This window comes from Nocardia sp. NPDC058176, assembly GCF_042883805.1.
Classification (GTDB): domain Bacteria; phylum Actinomycetota; class Actinomycetes; order Mycobacteriales; family Mycobacteriaceae; genus Nocardia.
On the sequence record NZ_JBHVVA010000001.1, the window covers coordinates 1610021 to 1631694 of the forward strand.

Genomic DNA, 21674 nt, shown 5'->3' on the forward strand with positions numbered 1-21674 from the left:
CACTGATACCAGGCGTGCTCGGGGTGGTGGTCGCCCAACAGCCGGCGTCATCCACGGAGACTGCCGCGACGTTCGACGCCGCCACCGCCGCGCAGCGCAAGGCGGCCGAGCTCGCGGCCGGGGCGGCCGGTGCCGATCCCGCCTACATCCAGATGATGGAGGAGTTCGCGAGCATGCCGCACGCGGACCTCTATGCCAAGGCGCAGCAGATGCAGCCCGGCGTGCTGAGCCAGGTGGCCGAGCGGTGGGAGACGATCAGTACCTCGCTCACCGCCAACATGATCGGGCTCAACGCGAAGGTGAACGGGACGATCGCGCGCGGCTGGGAAGGGCAGACGGGCGAGGCCATCCTGGCCGCGACCCGGGCGATGACGGAGTTGTTGTCCGAGGTGCAGAACGTCGCGCAGGGTGTGGGGTACAGGGTCCATGCCGTCGCACACGGTGCCGAAGTCGTGAAAGCGCAGATACAGCCGCCCCCGACCTCGTCGACCGGACCTCTGATTCCGGGTGCCGAGAATCCGATCGATGCGATCGACGCGGCGAAAGCGGCCTCGGATGCGTGGCAGGCCGCGATCTGGACGATGCGCAACAACTACGTACCCACCTATGAGCCTGCAGGGCAGGATGTTCCGGTGTTTCCGACCGCGACGGGCCTGGGGCACAACGACATTCCGGGCGGAACCGGTACCACGGGCACACCGGTCTCGGGTGGCCCCGGTGCCGGGAACGATTCCGGGACGGAATCCGAAACAGCGAGCACCCCGAACTCCGTTCAGCCGGGCCCGGGCGGTGACTCGGTTGGTGCGGGCTCAGCTGAGCAGGGAACCGGTTCCGGAGATGGCGCCAGTTCCGGTGCGCAGTCCGAGGGCACCGGAACGACCGCTGCCGCTGCGGGGCAACCGGCGGCGGGAACGCCCACCGCGTCCCAGCCCGGCGCTCCGACCGGTTCGGGCTCGCCGAACGTCGGCGGCCCCGGCGTAGGTGGGCCCGGAACAGGCGGCACAGGTGTACCGGTGGGCTCGCCCGGCGGACAGGCTGGTCGGGGTCCGGGTCCGGGCGGTGCACTGCGGGGTGGGACGCCGGGGTCCGGCAGCACTCCCGCGCAGGTCGGCGGTTCCGGCGTTCGGGCGGCGGGAGCGCACGGAATGCCGGGCATGGCGGGTGCACCGGGCGCGGCACGTCAGGGAAAGAAGGACGACGACGAGCATCACGGGCGCTCCGAGCTGCTGATGCATCCTCGGAACCGCCACGACCTGGTCGGTCCCCCGCAGGGAACTGTGCCTCCGGTCATCGGGGCTGTACCGGAGCGACCCGCGCGTTCGGATCGGGAGCGCAGATAGTGCGATGGGAATTCACCCCCGACGAGTTCATGTACGTGTGGGGTGAGATCGGCGCCGATCGGATTCCGGCGCCACTGGTGGTGGTTCCGTCGGTGCGCTGGCGAGACGAATGGGACGCACTCGTCGCGAACCTGCGGCAGCACCTGTCGGTGCGCGACGATCCGGATCTGTCCGCGGTGTTGCACCTGGCAGCAAGCCCCGACACCGCGATCACCGTGATCGGCACCCGAGGCGACCCGATTCGCTTGTATTGCGCGGTGATACAGCAGAGCGCGGTGGCGCTCGCCCAGATGCCGGGCTCGACCGCCGAAGTCGGCGGAAACGTGGTGATCCGTACCGGCACAGCGGAATCGGTCGTCTCCTGGGTGGCCAGATTCGCCGGCGACCGCCCGGCCGGTTCCACACCCAAGATGACGGAATCGGTCGACGTGCTGCACTCCCCCGCCCAGGCGCTCGGCCTCGACTACGGCGAGGTGTCGACCACGGACCGGATGCACGAATTGCTGACGACTCCTCGCTCAGGACAGGGGCACATCGAGGTCGTGCGAGGACACCACGGCGACGACCCGGCACGGCGGTATCTGAGTTGGTTCGACGCCGAGGGCGACGGCCGATATGTGTACCGCTACGGACGCGGCCTGCTCGCCGTCGAACCCTGTTCATCGGCCCGCTTCGACAGAATCGTGTCGCGGCTGATCGGCCCGTCCTGAACCGCGACCAGGCGTGCGGACTGCTCGGCCGCGCCGACCGTCCCACACCCCGCCGCGGCCGCTGACGAACGGCCGCGGCGGACCGGTCAGCGGACGGTGTATTCCGCGCTGCAGTCACCGTTGGTGTAGTTCTGGTCCGAACCGTGGTTGGCGGCGGCGAGCACGAAGGCGATGCGGCCCGGTTCGGTCACCACCCGCGGAATCGACAGCACGTTGTCCGGCCCCTGGACCGTGGCGGTCACCTGCTCGGACCCGTTGCGACCGGTGTCGAGATTGGCCCAGATGACCGAGAAGCGCTGCTCGTACGGGGTCTCGGAATTGGCGTCGGTGTGCAGTTCCAGATGCACCGCGCCATCGGCGTTCGACACCGCGATCGCCGTGCTGTTGGCGATCACCTCGAAGTCGTCGGGTGTCGGATAGATGAAGTCGCACAACTTGTCTGCCGAGGCCTGCGGTTCGGCGGCGGCGAGGGGTGCGGTGAAGACCATCGCGGCCGACACCGCGCCGATCGCCGTGAAACAGATCGAGCGCGAGCCTGTGGGTGTAGTCAACTGAACCAATCCCTTCGAGCTTGCTGGACGGGTAGCGCTCGCCCGGCGGCGCACGAACTCACGACGGGCGACGAACACCACCCTAGCCACGCCAGAAGGTGGCGGGCCGGGAAAGTCCGGGACCAGGTTCAAGACTCGGTGGCCAGGCGGACGCCGAAGCCGACGAGGACCAGACCGGTGACGGCGTCGATGCGGCGGCGGATGCGGGTGGTCCGCATCCAGGTGGAGATCGACCCGGAGGCGACGACGAGCGCGGCGCAGTACAGCGCGGTCAGGGCAATGTAGAGCGCGCCGAGGCCGAGGGTGGTCCAGACCGGGGAGTAGCCGTCGGGGACGAAGCCGGGTAGGAAGCTGACGAACAGGACGCCGATCTTCGGATTCAGGATGTCGGTCAGGAAGCCGGCGCCGAAATTGCCGAGCCGGTCCATCGGCGCCGTCGGCCCCACCTCGATGTAGGTGGCAGGCTGTCGCAGCGCGCGCAGCGACTGGACACCGAGCCACACCAGGTAGCAGGCGCCGACCACCTTGAGCACGTCGTAGCCGATCTCGCTGGCGCGCAGCAGGGCGGACAGGCCCAGGACCGCCGCGCCCACCCAGACCGCCAGCCCGCACAGCACGCCCGCGGCCGTCCGGATCCCGGCACCGCGCCCGCCCCGCACCAGGCTCCGGATCACGACGAGCGTGTCCGGTCCGGGGAGCAGGACCAGGACGATCGACGCGAGGGTGAACGACAGGACCGCGGCAAGCATCCGACCATGGTAGACACCGGCCGGTCGTGGCCTGGATCACCGCCGTGACCAGCACCACGGCAGCCCGCGGAACGGGAAAGGCACAATGGAGGTCGATGAGACCCTGGCAGCTCGACCACAGCACCGAAGGCCCGTTCGGCAACGGCGAGCAGATCGCCGTCGACGACCTCCGGGTACTCAGAGAGCAGTTCGTCGATTTCATGCTCGGCTACAAGTTCGCGATCGACGAGGTCACCACCAAGATCAACATCCTGCGCGAGGACTTCAACAACACCCACGAGTACAACCCGATCGAGCACGTCGGCTCGCGACTCAAATCTCCCGAGAGCGTGCTGGAGAAGGTTCAGCGCAAGAACTACGCGATGAACCTGGCCGCCATCCGCGAGAACGTGCTCGACATCGCCGGGGTCAGGGTGGTCTGCAGCTTCATCTCCGATATCGGCGCGATCCGGGACATGCTGGCCGGTCAGGAGGACATCACCGTCCTCGAGGAGCGCGACTACATCACCCACCGCAAGCCGAACGGCTACCAGAGCCTGCACCTGATCGTGCAGATCCCGGTGTTCCGCTCCGACCGCACCGAGCGGATTCCGGTGGAGATCCAGATCCGCACGATCGCGATGGACTTCTGGGCCAGCCTCGAGCACAAGATCTACTACAAGTACCGCGGTGAGGTCCCGCCGAATCTGCGCGCCGACCTGGCCCAGGCCGCCGAGGTCGCCACCCAGCTCGACGAGAAGATGGAAGCACTGCACCGCCAGGTCGACCGTGGCGCGCACGCCAGATCGGGCCCGGCCGATTCGCTCGATCTGAGCGTGCTCTACAACAACCTCGTCGCCGAACATGCCGTGAACCGGCGCCCCGGCGATCGGCCGTCCTGAGCCGGTCTCGCTCCCGACCGTTCCCCGCGCTGATCGTCGCTGATCCGCATGCTTCATCCAGCACCCCTCGGCGGCATGAATCTTGTACTGTCGCAAACAGATCAGATGCTGTGCCGCTGGTGGCTCCTGCCCAGGGTGGGTACCACCGCTGTCAAAATTTTGCAGAGGAGCGAGGGCTCATGACCGACGTGCACACCCCGGTGATCCGGACCGACATCCCGCATTCGGCGCGGATCTGGAACTACTGGATGGGTGGCAAGGACCACTACGAGATCGACAAGATCGCCGGTGACGCGGGCCTGGCCGTGGACCCGGACATCTCCACCATGGCCGTGCAGTCGCGCCAGTTCCTGATCAGGGCCGTGCGCTTCCTGGCCCGCGAGCGCGGTATCCGGCAGTTCCTCGACATCGGCACCGGGCTGCCGACGATGCAGAACACCCACGAGGTCGCCCAGGGCGTCACCCCCGATGCCCGCATCGTGTACGTGGACAACGATCCGCTGGTGCTCACCCACGCGCGGGCGCTGCTGACCAGTACCACCCCCGAGGGCGTCACCACCTACATCGACGCCGACTTCCACGATCCCGAGCGGATCGTCGCCGACGCCCGCAATGTGCTGAACTTCAACGAGCCGATCGCGGTGATGTTCATGGGCGTGCTCGGCCACGCCAAGACCTATGACGACCTGCTGCGGATCGTGCGCACCGTGCTCGCCGAGGTGCCCTCGGGCAGCCACCTGATCATGTGGGACGGCAGCGACGACAGCCAGGCCTACGTCACCCTGTGCGAGAACTACACCGGGACCGGCGGCACCCCTTACATCCCGCGCACCCAGGCGCAGATCCGGGCCGTGTTCGACGGCCTGGAGCTGGTCGATCCCGGCTTCGTGTCGATCACCCAGTGGCAGCCCGACGGCGTCGAGGTGGGCGAGATCCAGCCGATCTCGGCCTACGGAGCCGTCGCCCGCAAGCCCTGATCCTCGGCGCACCGCGAGGTGGTTTCCGCGCACCGGCGCCGGAGACCACCTCGCGCCGGTGGACCGGATTCGAGCCGACTCGAGAATTCGAGGGTTCGAACGCGGCGATCGCGGGTAAAAGACCCTCGTATACCCGTTCGCGCATCCGGCAAACGGGACGCGGATTCGCGACGCTGCACAGGTGGAGAAGAGAATGCTGAGTTTGATCGGTGTCATCCGACGCAACGGCACTGTCGACGAGTGTGACGGCGCGCCCACCCCGGCCGGCGAACTCAGATCGGGCGACATCGTGCTCCAGACCGGGCGCAGCTACCGGGTGATCAGCACGAGCTTCGCCGGTGAGACACCGGAGACGGGCGCCGTGGTCGCCGACGCGGTCGACGTCGCCAGCGGACGCCTGCGCGTTCTCCACTACCCCAGCTCCGACACCACGGTCACCATCCAAGCGGCCTGACCAGCCGTTCACCACACCATCGGGAAGCTTCGTCCCGCGGGACTCGAACACCCCGTTCCCGCCATCTTCTTCTGCTCTCCTCCGTCGCGGCCGAGGTGGGCGCATCGCACCGGTGATTCCGCTACTGTCCGAACAGATTCGTTCGGATCTGTGGTGAGCGAGAGGAGTTCCGGTGCCGCTCTCCCGTCGACGGTTGATCACCGCGGCCACGATCGGTGGTGCGGTCGCCGCACTCGGTATGCCGTCCGCCCGGGCCGGCGAGCGGGTACTCGGCGCAGGCGATGCCGAGTTCCAGGCGCTCGCCCGGCGTGGCTACAACCGGCGCTTTCTCGCCCGGCCGGACAAGATCTACGTGCCGACCAGCGCCGAGGAGGTCCGACGTGCGGTCGCCGCGGCGGTCGCCGAGGATTCGGCCATCGCGGCCCGTTCGGGCGGGCATTGCTTCGACGACTTCGTCGACAACGCGCGCACCCGGTCGATCATCGACCTCGGCCGTCTGAACTCTGTCTACTGGGATGAGCATCAGCGCGCCTTCTCGGTCGACGCGGGCGCCGATATCGGCACGGTGTACGAAGCCCTGCACCGGTGGGGCGTCACCGTGCCCGGTGGGATCTGCCGGGGCGTCGGGATGGGTGGCCACGTCCCGGGCGGCGGCTACGGACCTCTGTCGCGGCGCTTCGGGCTGGTCGCCGATCATCTGGCCGGGGTGGAGCTGGTGACCGTCGACGCCGACGGCGTCGCGAAGATCGTCCTCGCGACCAAGGACGGACCCGACCACGACCTGTGGTGGGCGCACACCGGTGGCGGTGGCGGCAATTTCGGTGTGGTGACGCGGTTCCTGTTCCGCTCCCCCGATGCCGACGGCACCGATCCCACCCGCGCCCTGCCGAAACCGCCCGCCGACATGCTCAACGCCCGCCTGATCCTGCCTGTCGCCACGGAGGATTCGTTCGTCCGGTTCCTCGGAAACTACCTCGGGTTCTTCGAACGACACAGCGCGCCGGGCAATGACTTCGCCGGTCTGTACGCACCGCTGATGATCCGGACGACCGGGACCGCCGCGGCCGAGTTGCTGATCCTCTCCGATGCCGATTCCCCCGATGCCCGAACGCGATTCGATGAGTTCGTGGCCACGGTGAGCGAGGGCGTGTTCCCACCGCCGGTCCTGCTGCCGGTCGAGCGGCTGTCCTATCAGGACACCGTCGACCGCACCTACTACGCCAAGGCCGAGAGTGCCCTGCGGGTCAAGGTGAAGGCCACCTACCTGCGCAAGGCGTACTCGCCCGCGCAGCTCCGGATCTTCTACCGCTACATCACCGATCTCGGTTTCCTCGGCGATTCCCAGCTCGAATTCCTGCCGTTCGGCGGCGCGATCAACGCCGTCGCGCCCGACGCCACGGCCATGCCGGCCCGGGATTCGTTCATGAAGATGCTCATCCACGCGGCCTGGCGCTCACCCGCCGACGACGACCGGTATGTGCGGTGGGCCCGCGAGATGTATCGCGAGGTGCATGCCGAGACCGGCGGGGTTCCGGTGCCGAACGAGGCGTACGGCGGGAGTTACATCAACTATCCCGATCCCGATCTGGCCGATGCCGACTGGAACACCTCGGGTCTGCCGTGGCACGCCTTCTACTACGGCGACAACTACCCGCGCCTGCGCCGGATCAAAGCCGAATGGGACCCGGGAAACGCCTTCGCGCACCAGCTTTCGATCGGTCGGCCGGATTGGTGAGCTGGCCTCAGGTGAGTGCGAGCACCCGGCACGGTCCGCCGGTGCCGCCCGCGTGTTTCGGCGCACCCACGACTACGCGGGCACCGATGGGCGGCACCGTCGCGAGATTGGCGAGCATCTCCACGCCGTAGCGCCCGGCGCCGAGGACGGCGGTGTGCGCGCCGTAATCGGGGTCGGCGCCGCAATCGAGGCTGAGGGTGTCGACGCCCACGCCGACGATCCCGCACTGCGCGACGAGGTATTCCGCGGCTTCCCCCGAGAAGCCGGGTGCGTGCGGCCTGCCCTGCGGGTCGAGATTGAGGAAGGTCGACGGTTCGGCGATGCGCCGCTCCCACCCCGAGTACATGGCGACGAAGGCCCGCTCGGGGATCTCACCGTGCCGCGCGCGCCAGCGGTCGAGATCGGCGACGGTCACCACGGCGTCGGCGTCGACGGCGGCCTTGGCGCTGATGTCGATGACGACGAGCGGCGCGAGGAGATCCTCGACCGCGAGGGCCTCGGTCGTGGCACCGCCGGGAATCCGATGGGCAGGCGCGTCGAGATGGGTGCCGGTGTGTTCCCAATATCCCAGCGCGAGCTGCCCGAACCCGCCCGAGGCATGCCAGGCGACCGGGACCATGGCGATCGGCGGATTCCCCGGCCAGACCGGCAGCTGCGGGGTGAGCGTGTGGGTGAGATCGACGACGGCACCGGGCCGGGGCGCGGCGAGCGCGGGCGCCGGGGACACCGCGGCCAGGGCGGTGATACCGGCCAGGCCGAACAGGGCCCGTCGACTCGGTTGCGGCACACCGTCACGGGCGCGACGGACGATCTCGGGCGAACACATCCGGTTCAAGATAGTCGAGTGGTCCGGGTCCGGTGCCCGATCGGCCGGTGGCGTGTCCGGGTTGCCCGAGCGGTCCGGGGCAGGCGCCGGATCCGCCGGTGGCGTGTCCGGCTGGCCAGAGCGCGCAGGATGATCGCCGGTCGGTGGTGGCCTACTTGGCGTCCCCGTAGCAGTCCACCACCGCGGTGGTGAACGGGAACCGCACCGGCGTCGGGCCGAACGCGAGCCGGCCCGCGGTGTCAGCGGCGGCCGTGATCGCCGCGGCGACCTCGGCGGCTTCGTCCACCGGACAGTGCACGATCACTTCGTCGTGCTGGAAGAAGACCAGCTCGGCGCGCAGTCCGGCACGCGCGATCGCGTGGCGCACGCCCGCGAGCAGCAGCAGCGCCCAGTCCGCGGCACTGCCCTGCACCACGAAGTTCCGGGTGAAGCGTCCGCGAGCGCGCGACGCGGCGGTTCCGGCATACCCGCTGAGGTCGGTCTGATCCGGCGCGTCGACCGAGACCGGGGTGCAGGTCCGGCCCAGCCGGGTCCGCACCAGCCTGCCTTCCTCTCCCGCGCGCGCCGCATCGTCGACGAAGGCCATCGCGACCGGATAACGCCGCCGCAGACCGGCCATGTGCGTCAACGCGTCACCCGAGGTCTGTCCGTAGATGGCACCCAGCAGCGCGAGTTTGGCTTGGGCGCGGTCACCGCCGACACCACGAACCGCCAGGTCCGCGTACAGATCCGCGTCCCGGGCGGCGACCTCCATCAGCCCCGGATCGCGCGAGACGGCGGCGAGCACGCGCGGCTCCATCTGGGCGGCGTCGGCGACGACCAGGGTCCAGCCCGGGTCCGCGCGGATCGCTTGCCGGATCACCTTCGGAATCTGCAGGGCGCCACCACCATTGGTGGTCCAGCGACCGGATACCGTGCCGCCGGGCAGGTATTCGGGACGGAACCGGCCGCCGTGTACCCACTGTTCGAGCCACGACCAGCCGTGCGCGGTGTACAGACGATACAGCGACTTGTACTCCAGCAGCGGCGCCACCGCCGGATGATCGATCTGCTGGAGCTCCCATTTCCGGGTGGAGGACACCAGGATTCCCGCGCGGGCGAAGGCTCTGACGATCTCGTTGGGCAGGTCCGGCCGCACCCGCACGCCGCCGAACGCCCGCGACACATCATCGGCCAGCTCCGCCAGCCTGCGCGGTTCGGACCCGCCCGCGAAACGCTCACCCAGCATCGTGTCCAGCAGTTCGCGGTGCACATCGGCACGCCAGGGAATTCCCGACCGCGACATCTCCGCGGCGACCAGCATGCCCGCCGACTCCGCCGCGATGAGCAGTCGCATACGGTCCGGGTGCTCGGTCCGCGCCGTGCGGGCGAGCTGTCCCGCGTAGACCTCGACCAGCGCGGTGAACTCATCGGTGCCCGAGGGCAATGGCACCGGCGCCGACTCGAACAGCGAGGGCTGGGTATCGGCGGCCCGCGCGGGCGCGTCGGACGGCACGGGCAGATCGCGCAGGCGAGCCCAGGCCGCCGGGAGCGAACGGGCCTGGCCCGACTGCCCCTCCTCGTAGCCGATCAGCAGCGCCTCCGCGGCCTGCACGTCATAGCAGCGTTCGACCCGCACCCCGGCCGCCAGCAACGTCCGGGAGATCTCCGCCGTCGACCGCCACACCCACCGCTGCACCTGCGGTCGCGACCGTATCGCCTCGACCAGCGAGCTCTCCTCGATCACCGCGCCCGCGGGCCGACCCTCCGCATCGAGCGGGCACAGCCGCGCACCCCCATCCCCCGACTCCGCCACGGCCCATCGCACGCCCCAGAGTCTGACACCGGGGTCCGACACGCACGGCCGCGGCGCGCGACCGTCGGGGGCGGAAGAACCCGTGGCCGCTGTCGGTGCGCCGACCGCTCGGTGCGGCCTCGACAGCGCTGCCGGGGCGCCCGGGCGAGCCGGTTCATCGCACCGGTGGGCAGAGGCCGAGTTCGGCGAGATAGTGGTACCAGGCGTCGGTGCGCCACCAGGTCTCGTCGACGTTCGTGGTGCCGAGGAGTTCGGTGTAGCGAGGGCCAAGGGCGACGGTGGCGACGAACTCCGCGACATCGGCGCATTCCAGCAGGAAGCCCGTGGCGAGGCCCCACTTGAAGTACAGGTCGTCGTAGACGAAGACGGCGCCGGTGTCGGTGTCGAGAAAGATCTTGTTCTCCAGACAGTCGCCGATCTCGAGCAGCGGTCCGTCGTAGGCGGATTCACCGAGCGAGTCCACCGCGGTGACCGCGCGGAAGTCGGCGGCGCGGGACAGCTCGACGCGGCCGAACGTGGCGCCATCGGTTTCGGCGTACAGCCGAACGAGTGCGGCGGGCAGGTCGGTGAGTTCGCGTCCCGCGGGCAGGTCGAGTCCGCCGCCACCGTCGTAGATGTAGCCGCCACCGTCGTAGCGGTAGTCGAAATCCTCGACCCCCGCGGACAGCTGGACTTCGATGGCCGCCAGGCGATCGTCGACGGTTTCCGTTCGCTCGCGGAGCAGGTGGATCCGCCGCAGCATTTCCGAAGCGTTGTCGACGGGAATGCCCTGGGGTGCGCGAGATTTCATGACGACCAAAGTACCGAGCACAGCCGAGTACGCACCGCCACCAGCGAGATGGTCGCGCCCGAGGCGCAGGCCCGGTCGCACACTCGGCCGCGTCGGTGCCGGGGAGCGGGCCCGTTCGGGGCGACACTGGGAACCGTGGACACCGATTCCCCGGACAATGCTCCGCAGGTCAGCACCCGTACCAGGATGCCGCCGTGGTTGCCGAAGGCGATGGTGCTGGCCCTGGTGTTCTTCGGGCTGTTCCTGCTGGCCGACTGGGCGTTCCACCGGCTGATCGGCCTGCTGATCGTCCTGGTGGTCGCCTTCTTCATCTCGCTGGCGATGGAACCGGCGGTCGCGGCGCTGGTGCGTCACGGCGTGCGCCGTGGTCTGGCCACCGGTCTGGTGTTCGTCGGCACCTTCGCCTGTGTGCTGGCCTTTCTCGGCGCATTGGTGACGCTGCTGGTGGAGACCGCGACGAATCTGGCCCACGAGACGCCGCGGTTGCTCGACGAGGGTGTCGACTGGATCAATCGCACCTTCGGTCAGCACTTCACGATGCACGATCTGAGCCAGCGGCTGCTGCACGAATCGAGCCTGATCGAGGGGTACGCGCACACCGCGGCCAACAATGCCTGGGGTGTGTCGACGACGGTGCTCGGCGGACTCGCCCAGGTCCTGACGATCGCGCTGTTCAGCGTCTATCTCACCGCGGGCGGGCCCAAGGTGCGGCGCACCGTGTGTTCGCTGCTGCCGCCCGCCCGGCAGCAGACCTTCCTGCACGCGTGGGACCTGGCCATCGACAAGACCGGCGGCTACCTGTACTCACGGGTGCTGCTCGCCATCATCTCCGCGATCGTGCACGGCGCGTTCCTGGCGATCCTCGGGCTCCCCAACCCGATCGCCCTCGGCGTGTGGTTCGGGGTGATCTCCGCGTTCATTCCGACGGTCGGTACCTATCTGGCGGCCATCCTGCCCGTGTTCGTCGCGCTGACCGTCGACCCGCTCGACGCGGTGTGGATCATCATCTTCGCGGTGGCCTACCAGTGGTTCCAGGACTATCTGCTGCAACCGCGGATCACCGCGCGCACGGTCGACGTGAACGCCGCCGTCGCCCTGCTGTCGGTGCTGGCGGGCGGCGCGCTCTTCGGCGCGGTCGGTGCCCTGCTGGCCATTCCGGCCACGGCGACCGTGCAGGCGTTCCTGTCCGAATACGTCAAACACTATGCGGTGACCGAGGATTCGCGGATCGACCAGACCATCCCCCGCCGCAAACGCGCCGAGAAGGCACCCGCCCACGGTCCCGACGTCACGCCGACCGACGAGTCGGAGACGAGCTGACCCGATCCACGGCGGACAAGCCGTTCCAGCACAACGCCACCGCGGTGTCGACCGCCTCGTTCTTGGGGATCGGCCGCCCCGCGTCGAGCCAGTGGCGCGCGGCGAGGTGACTCGCCCCGACCAGACCCCACGCGCAGGCGTCCGCGGTGAACCCCGCCGCGCCCGCGGCACGCAGCTGCGCACCGACCAGGACCGCGCATTCGTTCATCGCGTTGCGCACCCGCCACTCGACACAGGGTTCGCTCGGCACCGGCGATTCGAAGACCAGCACGTGCCCGCCCGCGTCCTCGTCGACGAAGTCGAAGTACACCGCGACCGCACGGTGGACCCGCTCCCGATGCCCGACATCGGCGGCGAGGGCATCGCGGACTCCGGCCACCATCCAGTCCAGATAGTGCTGCAGCACCGCGAGATACAGGTCGAGTTTGCCGGGGAAATAGCTGTAGAGCGTCGGTTTGCTCATCCCGGCCAGTGCGCTGATCTCGTCCATTCGCGCGCCGTGATACCCGTGCGCGACGAACACCTCGCGCGCCGCCGCCATGGCCGTGCGGCGCCGGTGCGCGCGCAGGCCGGGGCCGCGGACATCGTGTGCCGGGCCCACGGCCGCACATCCGGCATCCGGGTTCACCGGATGCCGGATGTCGCTGTGCGTCATCGTCATGGGCGACAACTCAGTCGAGGGTTTCCCCGGCGGCGGCCTTGGCCCGCAACGACGCCGGGACCTCGAACCGGTCGCCGTAGGCGGCGCGCAGTTCGTCGGCCCGCGCGACGAATCCGGCGAGACCACCCGCGTACTGGTTGATGTACTGCACGACACCGCCGGTCCAGGCCGGGAAGCCGATGCCGAAGATCGACCCGATGTTGGCGTCCGGCACCGTGCGCAGCACGTTCTCGTCGAAACACCGCACGGTGTCGAGGGATTCGGCGAACAGCATCCGCTCCTGCATGTCGACGAACGGGATGCCGTGGTCGTCGCGGGTGTACTTCTCGGCCAGGCCGGGCCACAGGCCGAGCTTCTTGCCGTCGGCGTCGTACTCGTAGAAGCCGCGGCCCTCGAGCCGGCCGGGGCGGTCGAAGTCGTCGACCATGGCGTCCACGAGCGGGTAGGCCTTCGATTCGGTCCAGCGGCGTCCCTCCGCCAGGAGGTTCTCCTTCAGGCTGCGCCGGATCTTCTGGGCCAGCTTCAGATTGATCTCGTCGGCCAGCGCCAACGCCCCGACCGGGTAGCCCGCCTGGGTGGCGGCCTGTTCGACCGAGGCCGGGTGCACACCCTCGGCGACCAGCGCGATCGCCTCGTCCATGAACTGGCCGATGACACGGCTGGTGAAGAAGCCGCGGCTGTCGTTCACCACGATCGGGGTCTTCTTGATGGCGAGGGTGTAGTCGATGGCGCGCGCGATCGCCGCGTCGCTGGTCTGCTCGCCGACGATGATCTCCACCAGCGGCATCTTGTCCACCGGCGAGAAGAAGTGCAGGCCGATGAAGTCGGCCGGGCGCCCCACCCCGGTGGCGAGGTCGGTGATCGGGAGGGTGGAGGTGTTGGAGCCGAGCAGGGCGTCCGGGTTCACCAGCGCCTCGATCTCGCCGAACACCTTCTTCTTCAGGCCCGGGTCCTCGAACACCGCCTCCACGACGAAATCGCAGCCCGCGGCGTCGGCGGGATCGGCGCTGGGATGGATGCGGCCGAGGATCTCGTCGTACTTTTCCTGGGTGATCGCGCCCTTGCGCAGTGCCTTGTCGAGCAGCTTGCGCGAGTGGTCCTTGCCGCGCTCGGCGGCCTCGATGGTGACGTCCTTCAGCACCACCTGCATGCCCGCCCGGGCCTGCACGTAGGCGATGCCCGCGCCCATCATGCCCGCGCCGAGCACGAGGACCTTCTCCGGCGTGCGCACGGGGAACCCGTCGGGGCGGCTGCCGCCCTTGTTGATCGTGCCGAGGTCGAAGAACAGCGACTTGATCATGTTGGTCGAGACCTGACCGCAGATCAGGTTGGTGCAGTAGCGGGTCTCGATCGCGAAGGCGGTGTCGATGTCGACCTGCGCGCCCTCGACCGCCGTCGCCAGCACCGCAACCGGCGCGGGCATCGGCGCGCCCTTGAGCTGCTTGCGCACATTCGCCGGGAAGGCGGGCAGGTTGGCCGCCAGCGCCGGGCTCGACGGGGTGCCACCGGGGATCTTGTAGCCCTTCACATCCCAGGGCTGGGCCGCCTCGGGATTGGCCGCGATCCAGGCACGGGCCTTGTCGAACAGCTCCTCGCGGGTCGCCACCACTTCGTCGATGATGCCGACCTGCAACGCCTTGGCCGGCTTCATCCGCTGGCCCTGCCCGACCACGTTGAGCACCGCGCTCGTGACACCGAGCAGCCGCACGGTTCGGGTGACACCGCCCGCGCCGGGCAGCAGACCGAAGGTCACCTCGGGCAGGCCGAGCAGACTTCCCTTGGCGTCCAGGGCGATCCGGTGATGGGTGGCCAGGGCGACCTCGAAGCCGCCGCCGAGCGCGGTCCCGTTGATCGCCGCGACGACGGGCTTGCCCAGTCGCTCCAGCCTGCGGAACGCGACCTTGTAGGTGTCGAGGCCCAGCGCGATCTGCGGCGCGGTCTCCGGGGTGGCGTTCATCAGCAGGTTCAGGTCGCCACCGGCGAAGAAGGTGTCCTTGCCCGAGGTGAGGATGACGCCGTCGAAGGTGTCGATCTCGGCTTCGAGCCGGTCGACGGTCGCGGTGAGATCGCGGGCGAACGCCTCGGTCATGGTGTTGGTGGACTGGCTCGGGTCGTCGATGGTGAGGACGAGCACGCGGTCCGCGCCGAGGTCCCAGGAAATCGTGGTCATGTCAGACCCTCTCGATGATGGTGGCGATACCCATGCCGCCGCCGATGCACAGCGTGATCAGCGCGCGGCGCGCTCCCCGGCGTTCCAGCTCGTCGACCATGGTGCCGGTGATCATCGCGCCGGTGGCGCCCAGCGGATGGCCCATCGCGATGGCGCCGCCGTTGACGTTGAGCTTCTCGTCGGGGATGGACAGCTTCTTCTGGTAGTTGAGCACCACCGAGGCGAACGCCTCGTTGAGCTCGAACAGGTCGATGTCGTCGACGGTGAGCCCGGCCAGCGCCAGGACCTTTTCCGTCGCCGGGATCGGGCCGGTGAGCATGATCGTGGCGTCGCTGCCGCTGACCGCCGAGGCCACGACCCGCGCCCGCGGGGTCAGCCCGGCGGCCCGCCCGGCTTCCGCGCTGCCGACCAGCACCAGGGCGGAGCCGTCGACGATGCCGGAGGAATTGCCCGCGTGGTGCACGTGGTCGATCTTCTCCACGTGGTGATAGCGCTGCAGCGCCACGGCGTCGAAGCCGCCCATCTCTCCCATCGCCGCGAACGACGGGGCAAGTCCGGCAAGGCTTTCCACGGTGGTGTTCGGTCGCATGAACTCGTCGTGGTCGAGGACGACGGCGCCGTTGATGTCGGTCACCGGGACCACCGACTTGGCGAAGTAGCCACCGGCCCAGGCCGCGGCCGCCTTCTGCTGCGAGCGCACCGCGAACGCGTCGACATCCTCGCGGGAGAACCCCTCGATGGTGGCGATCAGGTCGGCGCCGATGCCCTGCGGGACGAAGTAGGACTCGTAGTTGGTGATCGGGTCCATCGCCCACGCACCGCCGTCGGACCCGAGCGGCACCCGCGACATCGACTCCACGCCACCGGCGATCACCAGCTGCTCCCAGCCCGAGCGCACCTTCTGCGCCGCCGTGTTCACCGCTTCCAGGCCCGAGCCGCAGAACCGGTTGAGCTGCACACCGGCGACGGTGTCGGGCAGTCCGGCGGCGAGCGCTGCCGTCTTGGCGATGTCGGCGCCCTGATCGCCCACCGGTGAGACGACACCGAGCACGATGTCGTCGATCAGCCGCGGGTCCAGGCCCGGGTGCCGAGCCTTCAGCTCGTCGATGAGCCCCACCACCAGGTCCAGCGGCTTCACACCGTGGAGCGAGCCGGCCTTCTTCCCGCGCCCCCGTGGAGTGCGGATCGCTTCGTAGATGAATGCCTCGGTCATGTTTCCTCGTCTGGTCGTCGAGCGGGTGCGCGAGTCGATGGGGAGGTCGGAGGTGATCCATTAGTCGGATGTCCGATCACGTGAACGATGACACCCCTATTGGCGATATGTCAACAGTCTGGAACTACTATTGACATATCGCCAACAGAGTGGTCACGCTGAGCGCAGTCCATCGACAACGAGGAGAACAACTCGATGAGCACAGTCGACATCGACGCCGAGTCGGAACTGCAGGGCCTGTCCGAGCTGGCCCGCAACTTCTTCGCGAACACGGTCGCGCCGCGGCGCGAGGAGTTCGCCGAACAAGGCTTTCCCAGCCGCGAGGTCTACCGCCAGGCCGGCGAGCTGGGCCTGCTGTGCATGTCGGTGCCCGAGGAATACGGCGGCGGTGGCGGCACCTTCGCCCACGAGGCCGTGCTGTTCACCGAGCAGGTCAAGGGCGGCGACTCCTCGATGCAGCTCGGCGTGCACACCGGCATCGTCCCGCACTACCTGCTCGCCTACGCCTCGGAGGAGAACAAGAAGCGCTGGCTGCCCAAGCTGGCCTCCGGCGAGTGGATCGGCGCGATCGCCATGACCGAGCCGGGCACCGGCTCGGACCTGCAGAACATCGCCACCAAGGCGATCAAGGACGGCGACGACTACCTGATCACCGGTGCCAAGACCTTCATCTCCAACGGCCGCAACTGCGATCTGCTGATCATCGCGGTGAAGACCGACCCGAACCAGGGCGCCAAGGGCGTCTCGCTGGTGGTCGCCGAGGTCGCCGACGACACCCCCGGTTTCGAACGCGGCAGGCTGCTGAAGAAGATCGGTCAGAAGGGCCAGGACACCACCGAGCTGTTCTTCGACGAACTGCGCGTGCCACAGGCCAATCTGCTCGGCACCGCCGAGGGCCAGGGCTTCATCCAGCTGATGCAGCAGCTGCCACAGGAGCGGCTGATCTGTGGCGTCGCCGCCGCCGCGGCGATCGAGGCTGCCGTCGACGAAACGCTGGCCTATGTCAAGCAGCGCAACGCATTCGGCAAACCATTGTTCGCCATGCAGAACACCCGCTTCGAGATGGCCGAGTGCGCGACGATCGCCGAGGTGGTGCGCACCTTCGTCGACTCCGCCGTCGAGAAGCATCTGCGCGGCGCGCTGGATGTGAAGACCGCTGCGATGGTCAAGTACTGGACCACCGATCAGCAGTCCCAGGTGATCGACCGGTGCGTCCAGCTACACGGTGGCTACGGCTACATGGAGGAGTATCCGATCGCGCGGATGTGGGCCGACGGCCGCATCGCCCGCATCTACGCGGGCGCCAACGAGGTCATGAAGGATCTCATCGCCCGCTTCCTCTGAGCCCGGATCGCCCGCGCCCGTCGGCGGTTCACCGAGTCAGGATCGGGACCACGTAGGTGCGGGCGAACTCCGCGAGCGCCCGCTCGTCGGAGGTGTCGATGGTGCCGACCGGCTGCAGGATCAGCGAGTGCACGACCCGGCAGGCCACTTCCATGCGCGCGGCGAGGTCGGGGATGTCGGGAAACCGGTTGTCCGCCAGCGCTTTGCGCAGCACCTCGGTGGACGCGGTCACCGAGAGCAGGAAGAACGACGCACCGTCGACCGTGAGCTGCGGCAGGATGCGGTCGGCCTCGAGCGTCAGCAGCCGCTCGACCAGCGGATGGGTCCGCCACCGGATGATCACCGTGGTGAAGACGTCGGCGACGATCGCGTCGAAAGTGTCGTGGCGGGCGGGGATCTCGCTCAGATCCGCCAGCAGCCTGCGCACCTCCCGCTCGAAGGCCGCGTTGACGACATCGTCGCGCGAACCGATCCGGCGGTAGACAGTGGCCCGGTCGACGTCGGCCGCCCTGGCGATGTCCTCGATCGTCGTCTTCCGCACGCCCACCCGTTCGAACTGCACGAGGGCGGCATCGATGATCCGTTCTTCGACGGAGTCGGCTGTGGGCGGGTTTCCCGAGGTCGCGGCGGTGGAGAGCACGCCTCGACGGTAGCAGGCACGGCGGGGAGCACCGGACATCGCGGACCAATTCTCTCTGCAACATTGCGATGTTATTTGTTGCACTGTACGGTCGGAACATGGCTGATAACAGTGCAACGACGCGCTCCTATCAGGAAGAAGCGCACGCGATCCAGGCACGAGATGTGCATTTCGACTTCTCCTCGGTGCCGATGCATTACATCCCCGGGGAGGTGCTGGCCACCCACGTCACCAACGTGATGCACCTGGTCCTCCCCGAGGGCGAACGGGCGATGGCCAACTGCCTGGCCGAGGCCCTTCCGCACATCGAGGACGAGCGATTGCGGGAGGAGGTCACCGGATTCATCGGTCAGGAGTCGATGCACGCGAGCAGTCACGAAGGCGCGCGGCGGCATCTGCAGTCGATCGGACTCGACGTCGAGTCCTATGTCGCCAAGATCGCCTGGCTGGTCGACCGGGTCCTCGGTGATCAGGGCCTGACCGGCCGGGCCAAGGAGGAGTGGCTCAAGGAACGGCTGGGCCTGTTCGCCGGGATGGAGCACTTCACCGCCGTCATCGGCGAATGGCTGCTGGAGTCGGAAACGCTGAGCGAGGCCGGAATGGATCCGACCATGCTCGATCTGGTGCGCTGGCACGGGGCCGAGGAGGTCGAGCACCGCAGCGTGGTGTTCGACGCGTACATGCATGTCGACGGCGGTTACGCCCGCCGCGCGCGCACCGGGCTGCTCGCCAGCGGCGCGCTGCTGCCGCTGTTCGTGATCTCCACGGCCTACCTGTATCGCAAGGACCCGAGCACCGACAAGGGCCGCTCGTGGGCCAGGCAGTTCGTGAGCGCGACCGCGCGGGGCGTGATTCCGAGTTTCACCACGTTCGTCACCGAGATGCCGCGCTATCTGAACCCGCGCTTCCATCCCTCCCAGCTGGGCTCGATGGACAATGCCCTGCGGTATCTGGCGCACTCCCCGGCGGCGCGCGGGTGAGCACTGCGGCCGACGTCGCGACACCGAGCCTGCGGGCGATCGCTGTCGCCGTCGACGTCTACAAGAAGGTCTTCACCCGTCCTGCCATCTCGCCGCCGCATCCGGTGCGGCACAGCGGTTTCGATCTCGATGTGACGGTCGAATCGGTGCGCGCCGAGGCCACGGATGTGGTGAGCCTGGTCCTGACCCGCCCCGGCGGCGAGTCGCTGCCGAGCTGGCGTCCCGGCTCGCACATCGATGTGTTCCTGGAATCCGGTCGCCAGCGCCAGTACTCGCTGTGCGGTGACCCGCGCGACCGGTATCGGTACCGCATCGCGGTGCGCCGCATCGCCGACGGTGACGGCGGCTCCCGCGAGATGCACACGCTGCGGGCCGGTGACCGGCTGCGCATCCGCGGCCCGCGCAACGCGTTCACCTTCGTCGAGACCGCACCGTCGTATCTGTTCGTCGCCGCGGGCATCGGGATCACCCCGCTCCTGCCGATGGCCCGTGCGGCGGGTACGCGCGGGCGCCTGGTGTATCTGGGGCGGTCCCGCGACACCATGCCGTTCCTGGACGAGGTGCCCGGCGACACCGAGATCCGGCCCGACGACGAGGCCGGTGCCGCCGACATCCCCGCCCTGCTCGCCACGGCGGCGCCGGGCGCGGCGGTCTATGTGTGCGGCCCGCCCCCGGTGCTCGACCTCGCGCAACGCACCTTGTTCGCACTGAATCCCACCGCCTCGCTGCATACCGAACTGTTCTCGGCCCGCCCGGTCACCGATGGCAGGGAGTTCGACGTGGTCCTGGCCCGCAGCGGCAGGACCGTGCGCGTCGGCAGCACCGAGACCGCGCTCGACGCTCTGCGCCGGGTGCGACCCGATGTCGTCTTCTCCTGCAGGCAGGGCTTCTGCGGCACCTGCAAGACCCGCGTACTGGCCGGCGAGGTCGACCACCGCGACCGGCTGCTCACCCCGGCCGAGCGCCCCGATCACCTGCTCACCTGCGTGTCCCGGTCCGCCGGTGGCGTTCTCACGCTGGACCTCTGACCGCGAAAGGCACGGTCCCATGACCTCACTCACTGTCGACCGCCCGACCACCTTCGACGTCCACAGCCCCGCGACCGGCACGGTCGTCGGGACCTATCCCAGCCACGACGAGCTCGCCGTCGAGGCCGCGGTCGACCGCGCCCACGGTGCGGCGACCTGGTGGCGGACAGCGGGTTTCGCCGAACGCGCCCGCCGCCTCGATCGCTGGCGCGCCGAGATCACCCGTGGCCGCGACGAGCTGGCCGATCTCGTGCACGCCGAGATGGGCAAGCCGCGCTCCGACGCCAAGCTCGAGATCGTGATGGCCCTCGAACACCTGAAATGGGCCGCCCGCCATGCCGAGAAGGTGCTCGGCCCGCGCTCGGTCACGCCGAGCCTGCTCACCCTCAATCACGCCTGCCGAGTCGAATACCGGCCGTTCGGCGTGGTCGGGGTGATCGGCCCGTGGAACTATCCGGTGTTCACCCCGCTCAGTTCGATCTCGTTCGCGCTGGCGGCCGGGAACACGGTGGTGTTCAAACCCAGCGAGTACAGCACCGGCGTCGGGGTCTGGCTGGCCGACGCCTTCGCCCGCGCGGTGCCGGAACATCCTGTGCTGCAGGTGGTCACGGGTGGTGGTGACACCGGGGCGGCACTGTGCCGCAGCCGGGTCGGCAAGATCGGGTTCACCGGGTCCACCGAGACCGGCAAGCGGGTGCTGGCGGCCTGCGCGCAGCGGCTCACTCCGGTGCTGATGGAGTGCGGTGGCAAGGACGCGCTGATCGTCGACGCGGACGCCGACCTGCGCGCGGCCGCCGATGCCGCGCTGTGGGGCGGGATGTCCAATGCCGGGCAGACCTGCCTCGGCGTGGAGCGCGTCTACGTGCACACCGATGTCTACGACGCATTCCTCACCGAACTCCTCGACCAGACCCGCGAACTGCGTGCCGGGTCCGGCGACGCGAAGATCGGCCCGATCACCATGCCCAAGCAGCTCGAGGTGATCCGCCGCCACATCGACGACGCCATCGCCCGCGGTGGCCGCGCCCTGCTCGGCGGGCTCGACGCCATCGAGGGCCAGTTCGTGCAGCCCACGATCCTCGTCGACGTGCCCGAGGACTCGGCCGCGGTCACCGAGGAGACCTTCGGGCCGACGCTGGTCGTCACCCGGGTCGCCACCATGGACGAGGCGGTCGAGCGGGTCAACGACTCCGACTACGGGCTCGGTGCCACGGTCTTCGCTCGCAGGCACGGCCAGGCGATCGCCGACCGGATCGAGTCCGGCGGTACCTCGATCAACGCGTTCGTCGCGCACGCCACCATCCCGACCCTGCCGCTGGGCGGGGTCGGTGCCTCCGGCTTCGGCCGCGTGCACGGCCCCGACGGCCTGCGCGAGTTCACCTACGCCAAAGCGACCACCCGGCAACGGTTCCCCTCGCCGCTGGCCCTCACGACATTCACCCGCAGCGCCGCGATCGACAGTGCCGTCGATCGCCTGGTGTCGGTGCTGCACGGAAGGATCGGCTGACCC

The 21674-nt window shown here is 68.9% G+C and carries 20 protein-coding genes; 11 read left to right on the forward strand and 9 right to left on the reverse strand.

Features of this window, described 5'->3' with window-relative positions; all coding sequences use genetic code 11:
- The first annotated feature begins 14 nt into the window (after positions 1-14).
- Both ACFVVM_RS07585 and ACFVVM_RS07590 read left to right on the forward strand, forming a co-directional pair.
- Entirely contained in the window at positions 15-1340 is a 1326-nt protein-coding gene (locus ACFVVM_RS07585) for a hypothetical protein (RefSeq protein ID WP_387614265.1), read from the forward strand.
- Positions 1340-2050 (forward strand): ESX secretion-associated protein EspG, encoded by a 711-nt coding sequence (locus ACFVVM_RS07590; RefSeq protein ID WP_387614268.1) that lies wholly within the window; start codon positions 1340-1342, stop codon positions 2048-2050. Before ACFVVM_RS07585 ends, ACFVVM_RS07590 begins: the two co-directional genes overlap by 1 nt.
- Before the next feature lie 86 nt (positions 2051-2136).
- On the opposite strand, the gene ACFVVM_RS07595 is transcribed toward ACFVVM_RS07590, so the two are convergent.
- Both ACFVVM_RS07595 and ACFVVM_RS07600 read right to left on the reverse strand, forming a co-directional pair.
- The gene (locus ACFVVM_RS07595) at positions 2137-2601 is read right to left on the reverse strand and encodes a hypothetical protein (RefSeq protein ID WP_387614271.1); all 465 of its coding nucleotides are present in this window, start codon (positions 2599-2601) and stop codon (positions 2137-2139) included.
- Between the two features lie 128 nt (positions 2602-2729).
- Positions 2730-3350 carry a LysE family translocator gene (locus ACFVVM_RS07600; RefSeq protein WP_387614274.1) on the reverse strand — a complete coding sequence of 207 codons (621 nt, stop codon included), beginning with the start codon at positions 3348-3350 and terminating at the stop codon, positions 2730-2732.
- A 95-nt stretch (positions 3351-3445) separates the two neighbouring features.
- Here ACFVVM_RS07600 and ACFVVM_RS07605 point away from each other — a divergent pair, with 95 nt between their 5' ends.
- From ACFVVM_RS07605 to ACFVVM_RS07620, 4 genes are all read left to right on the forward strand, one after another.
- Positions 3446-4231, forward strand: a complete 786-nt coding sequence (locus ACFVVM_RS07605) for a GTP pyrophosphokinase family protein (protein ID WP_387614276.1) — start codon at positions 3446-3448, stop codon at positions 4229-4231.
- 179 nt (positions 4232-4410) lie between these two features.
- Entirely contained in the window at positions 4411-5208 is a 798-nt protein-coding gene (locus ACFVVM_RS07610) for an SAM-dependent methyltransferase (RefSeq protein WP_387614279.1), read from the forward strand.
- A gap of 193 nt (positions 5209-5401) precedes the next feature.
- Positions 5402-5662 (forward strand): hypothetical protein, encoded by a 261-nt coding sequence (locus tag ACFVVM_RS07615; protein WP_387614282.1) that lies wholly within the window; start codon positions 5402-5404, stop codon positions 5660-5662.
- A 172-nt stretch (positions 5663-5834) separates the two neighbouring features.
- Positions 5835-7397, forward strand: coding sequence for an FAD-binding oxidoreductase (locus ACFVVM_RS07620; protein WP_387614284.1), 1563 nt, complete (start codon positions 5835-5837; stop codon positions 7395-7397).
- Positions 7398-7404: 7 nt separating this feature from the next.
- On the opposite strand, the gene ACFVVM_RS07625 is transcribed toward ACFVVM_RS07620, so the two are convergent.
- The 3 genes from ACFVVM_RS07625 to ACFVVM_RS07635 form a co-directional block, all read right to left on the reverse strand.
- Entirely contained in the window at positions 7405-8223 is an 819-nt protein-coding gene (locus ACFVVM_RS07625; RefSeq protein WP_387614286.1) for a cyclase family protein, read from the reverse strand.
- 151 nt (positions 8224-8374) lie between these two features.
- Positions 8375-10030: a bifunctional 3'-5' exonuclease/DNA polymerase gene (locus ACFVVM_RS07630; RefSeq protein ID WP_387614289.1), complete on the reverse strand. Its 1656-nt coding sequence runs from the start codon at positions 10028-10030 to the stop codon at positions 8375-8377.
- A gap of 142 nt (positions 10031-10172) precedes the next feature.
- Positions 10173-10808, reverse strand: coding sequence for a hypothetical protein (locus ACFVVM_RS07635; protein ID WP_387614291.1), 636 nt, complete (start codon positions 10806-10808; stop codon positions 10173-10175).
- A 135-nt stretch (positions 10809-10943) separates the two neighbouring features.
- On the opposite strand from ACFVVM_RS07635, the gene ACFVVM_RS07640 reads away from it, so the two are divergent.
- Entirely contained in the window at positions 10944-12128 is a 1185-nt protein-coding gene (locus tag ACFVVM_RS07640; protein ID WP_387614294.1) for an AI-2E family transporter, read from the forward strand.
- Here the strand turns inward: ACFVVM_RS07640 and ACFVVM_RS07645 are convergent.
- Genes ACFVVM_RS07645 through ACFVVM_RS07655 form a run of 3 tightly spaced genes read right to left on the reverse strand, consistent with a single transcriptional unit; the run spans position 12097 to position 16172 of the window.
- Entirely contained in the window at positions 12097-12789 is a 693-nt protein-coding gene (locus ACFVVM_RS07645) for a TetR/AcrR family transcriptional regulator (protein WP_387614296.1), read from the reverse strand. The two genes, ACFVVM_RS07640 and ACFVVM_RS07645, sit on opposite strands and share 32 nt — an antisense overlap.
- A gap of 10 nt (positions 12790-12799) precedes the next feature.
- The gene (locus ACFVVM_RS07650) at positions 12800-14959 is read right to left on the reverse strand and encodes a 3-hydroxyacyl-CoA dehydrogenase NAD-binding domain-containing protein (protein ID WP_387614299.1); all 2160 of its coding nucleotides are present in this window, start codon (positions 14957-14959) and stop codon (positions 12800-12802) included.
- Position 14960: 1 nt separating this feature from the next.
- On the reverse strand, positions 14961-16172 hold the full coding sequence (locus tag ACFVVM_RS07655; RefSeq protein ID WP_387614302.1) for an acetyl-CoA C-acetyltransferase: 1212 nt from the start codon (positions 16170-16172) through the stop codon (positions 14961-14963).
- 195 nt (positions 16173-16367) lie between these two features.
- Between ACFVVM_RS07655 and ACFVVM_RS07660 the strand changes: the two genes are divergently transcribed.
- The gene (locus tag ACFVVM_RS07660; protein ID WP_387614305.1) at positions 16368-17516 is read left to right on the forward strand and encodes an acyl-CoA dehydrogenase family protein; all 1149 of its coding nucleotides are present in this window, start codon (positions 16368-16370) and stop codon (positions 17514-17516) included.
- A gap of 28 nt (positions 17517-17544) precedes the next feature.
- Here ACFVVM_RS07660 and ACFVVM_RS07665 read toward each other — a convergent pair whose 3' ends face one another.
- The gene (locus ACFVVM_RS07665; protein ID WP_387614308.1) at positions 17545-18156 is read right to left on the reverse strand and encodes a TetR/AcrR family transcriptional regulator; all 612 of its coding nucleotides are present in this window, start codon (positions 18154-18156) and stop codon (positions 17545-17547) included.
- A gap of 98 nt (positions 18157-18254) precedes the next feature.
- Between ACFVVM_RS07665 and ACFVVM_RS07670 the strand changes: the two genes are divergently transcribed.
- Genes ACFVVM_RS07670 through ACFVVM_RS07680 form a run of 3 tightly spaced genes read left to right on the forward strand, consistent with a single transcriptional unit; the run spans position 18255 to position 21671 of the window.
- The gene (locus ACFVVM_RS07670) at positions 18255-19136 is read left to right on the forward strand and encodes a metal-dependent hydrolase (RefSeq protein WP_387614311.1); all 882 of its coding nucleotides are present in this window, start codon (positions 18255-18257) and stop codon (positions 19134-19136) included.
- Positions 19133-20164 carry a PDR/VanB family oxidoreductase gene (locus ACFVVM_RS07675; protein ID WP_387614314.1) on the forward strand — a complete coding sequence of 344 codons (1032 nt, stop codon included), beginning with the start codon at positions 19133-19135 and terminating at the stop codon, positions 20162-20164. The genes ACFVVM_RS07670 and ACFVVM_RS07675 overlap by 4 nt, the downstream gene beginning before the upstream one ends.
- 19 nt (positions 20165-20183) lie before the next feature.
- Complete coding sequence (locus ACFVVM_RS07680) at positions 20184-21671, forward strand: aldehyde dehydrogenase family protein (protein ID WP_387614316.1); 1488 nt, start codon at positions 20184-20186, stop codon at positions 21669-21671.
- The last annotated feature ends 3 nt before the right edge of the window (positions 21672-21674 follow it).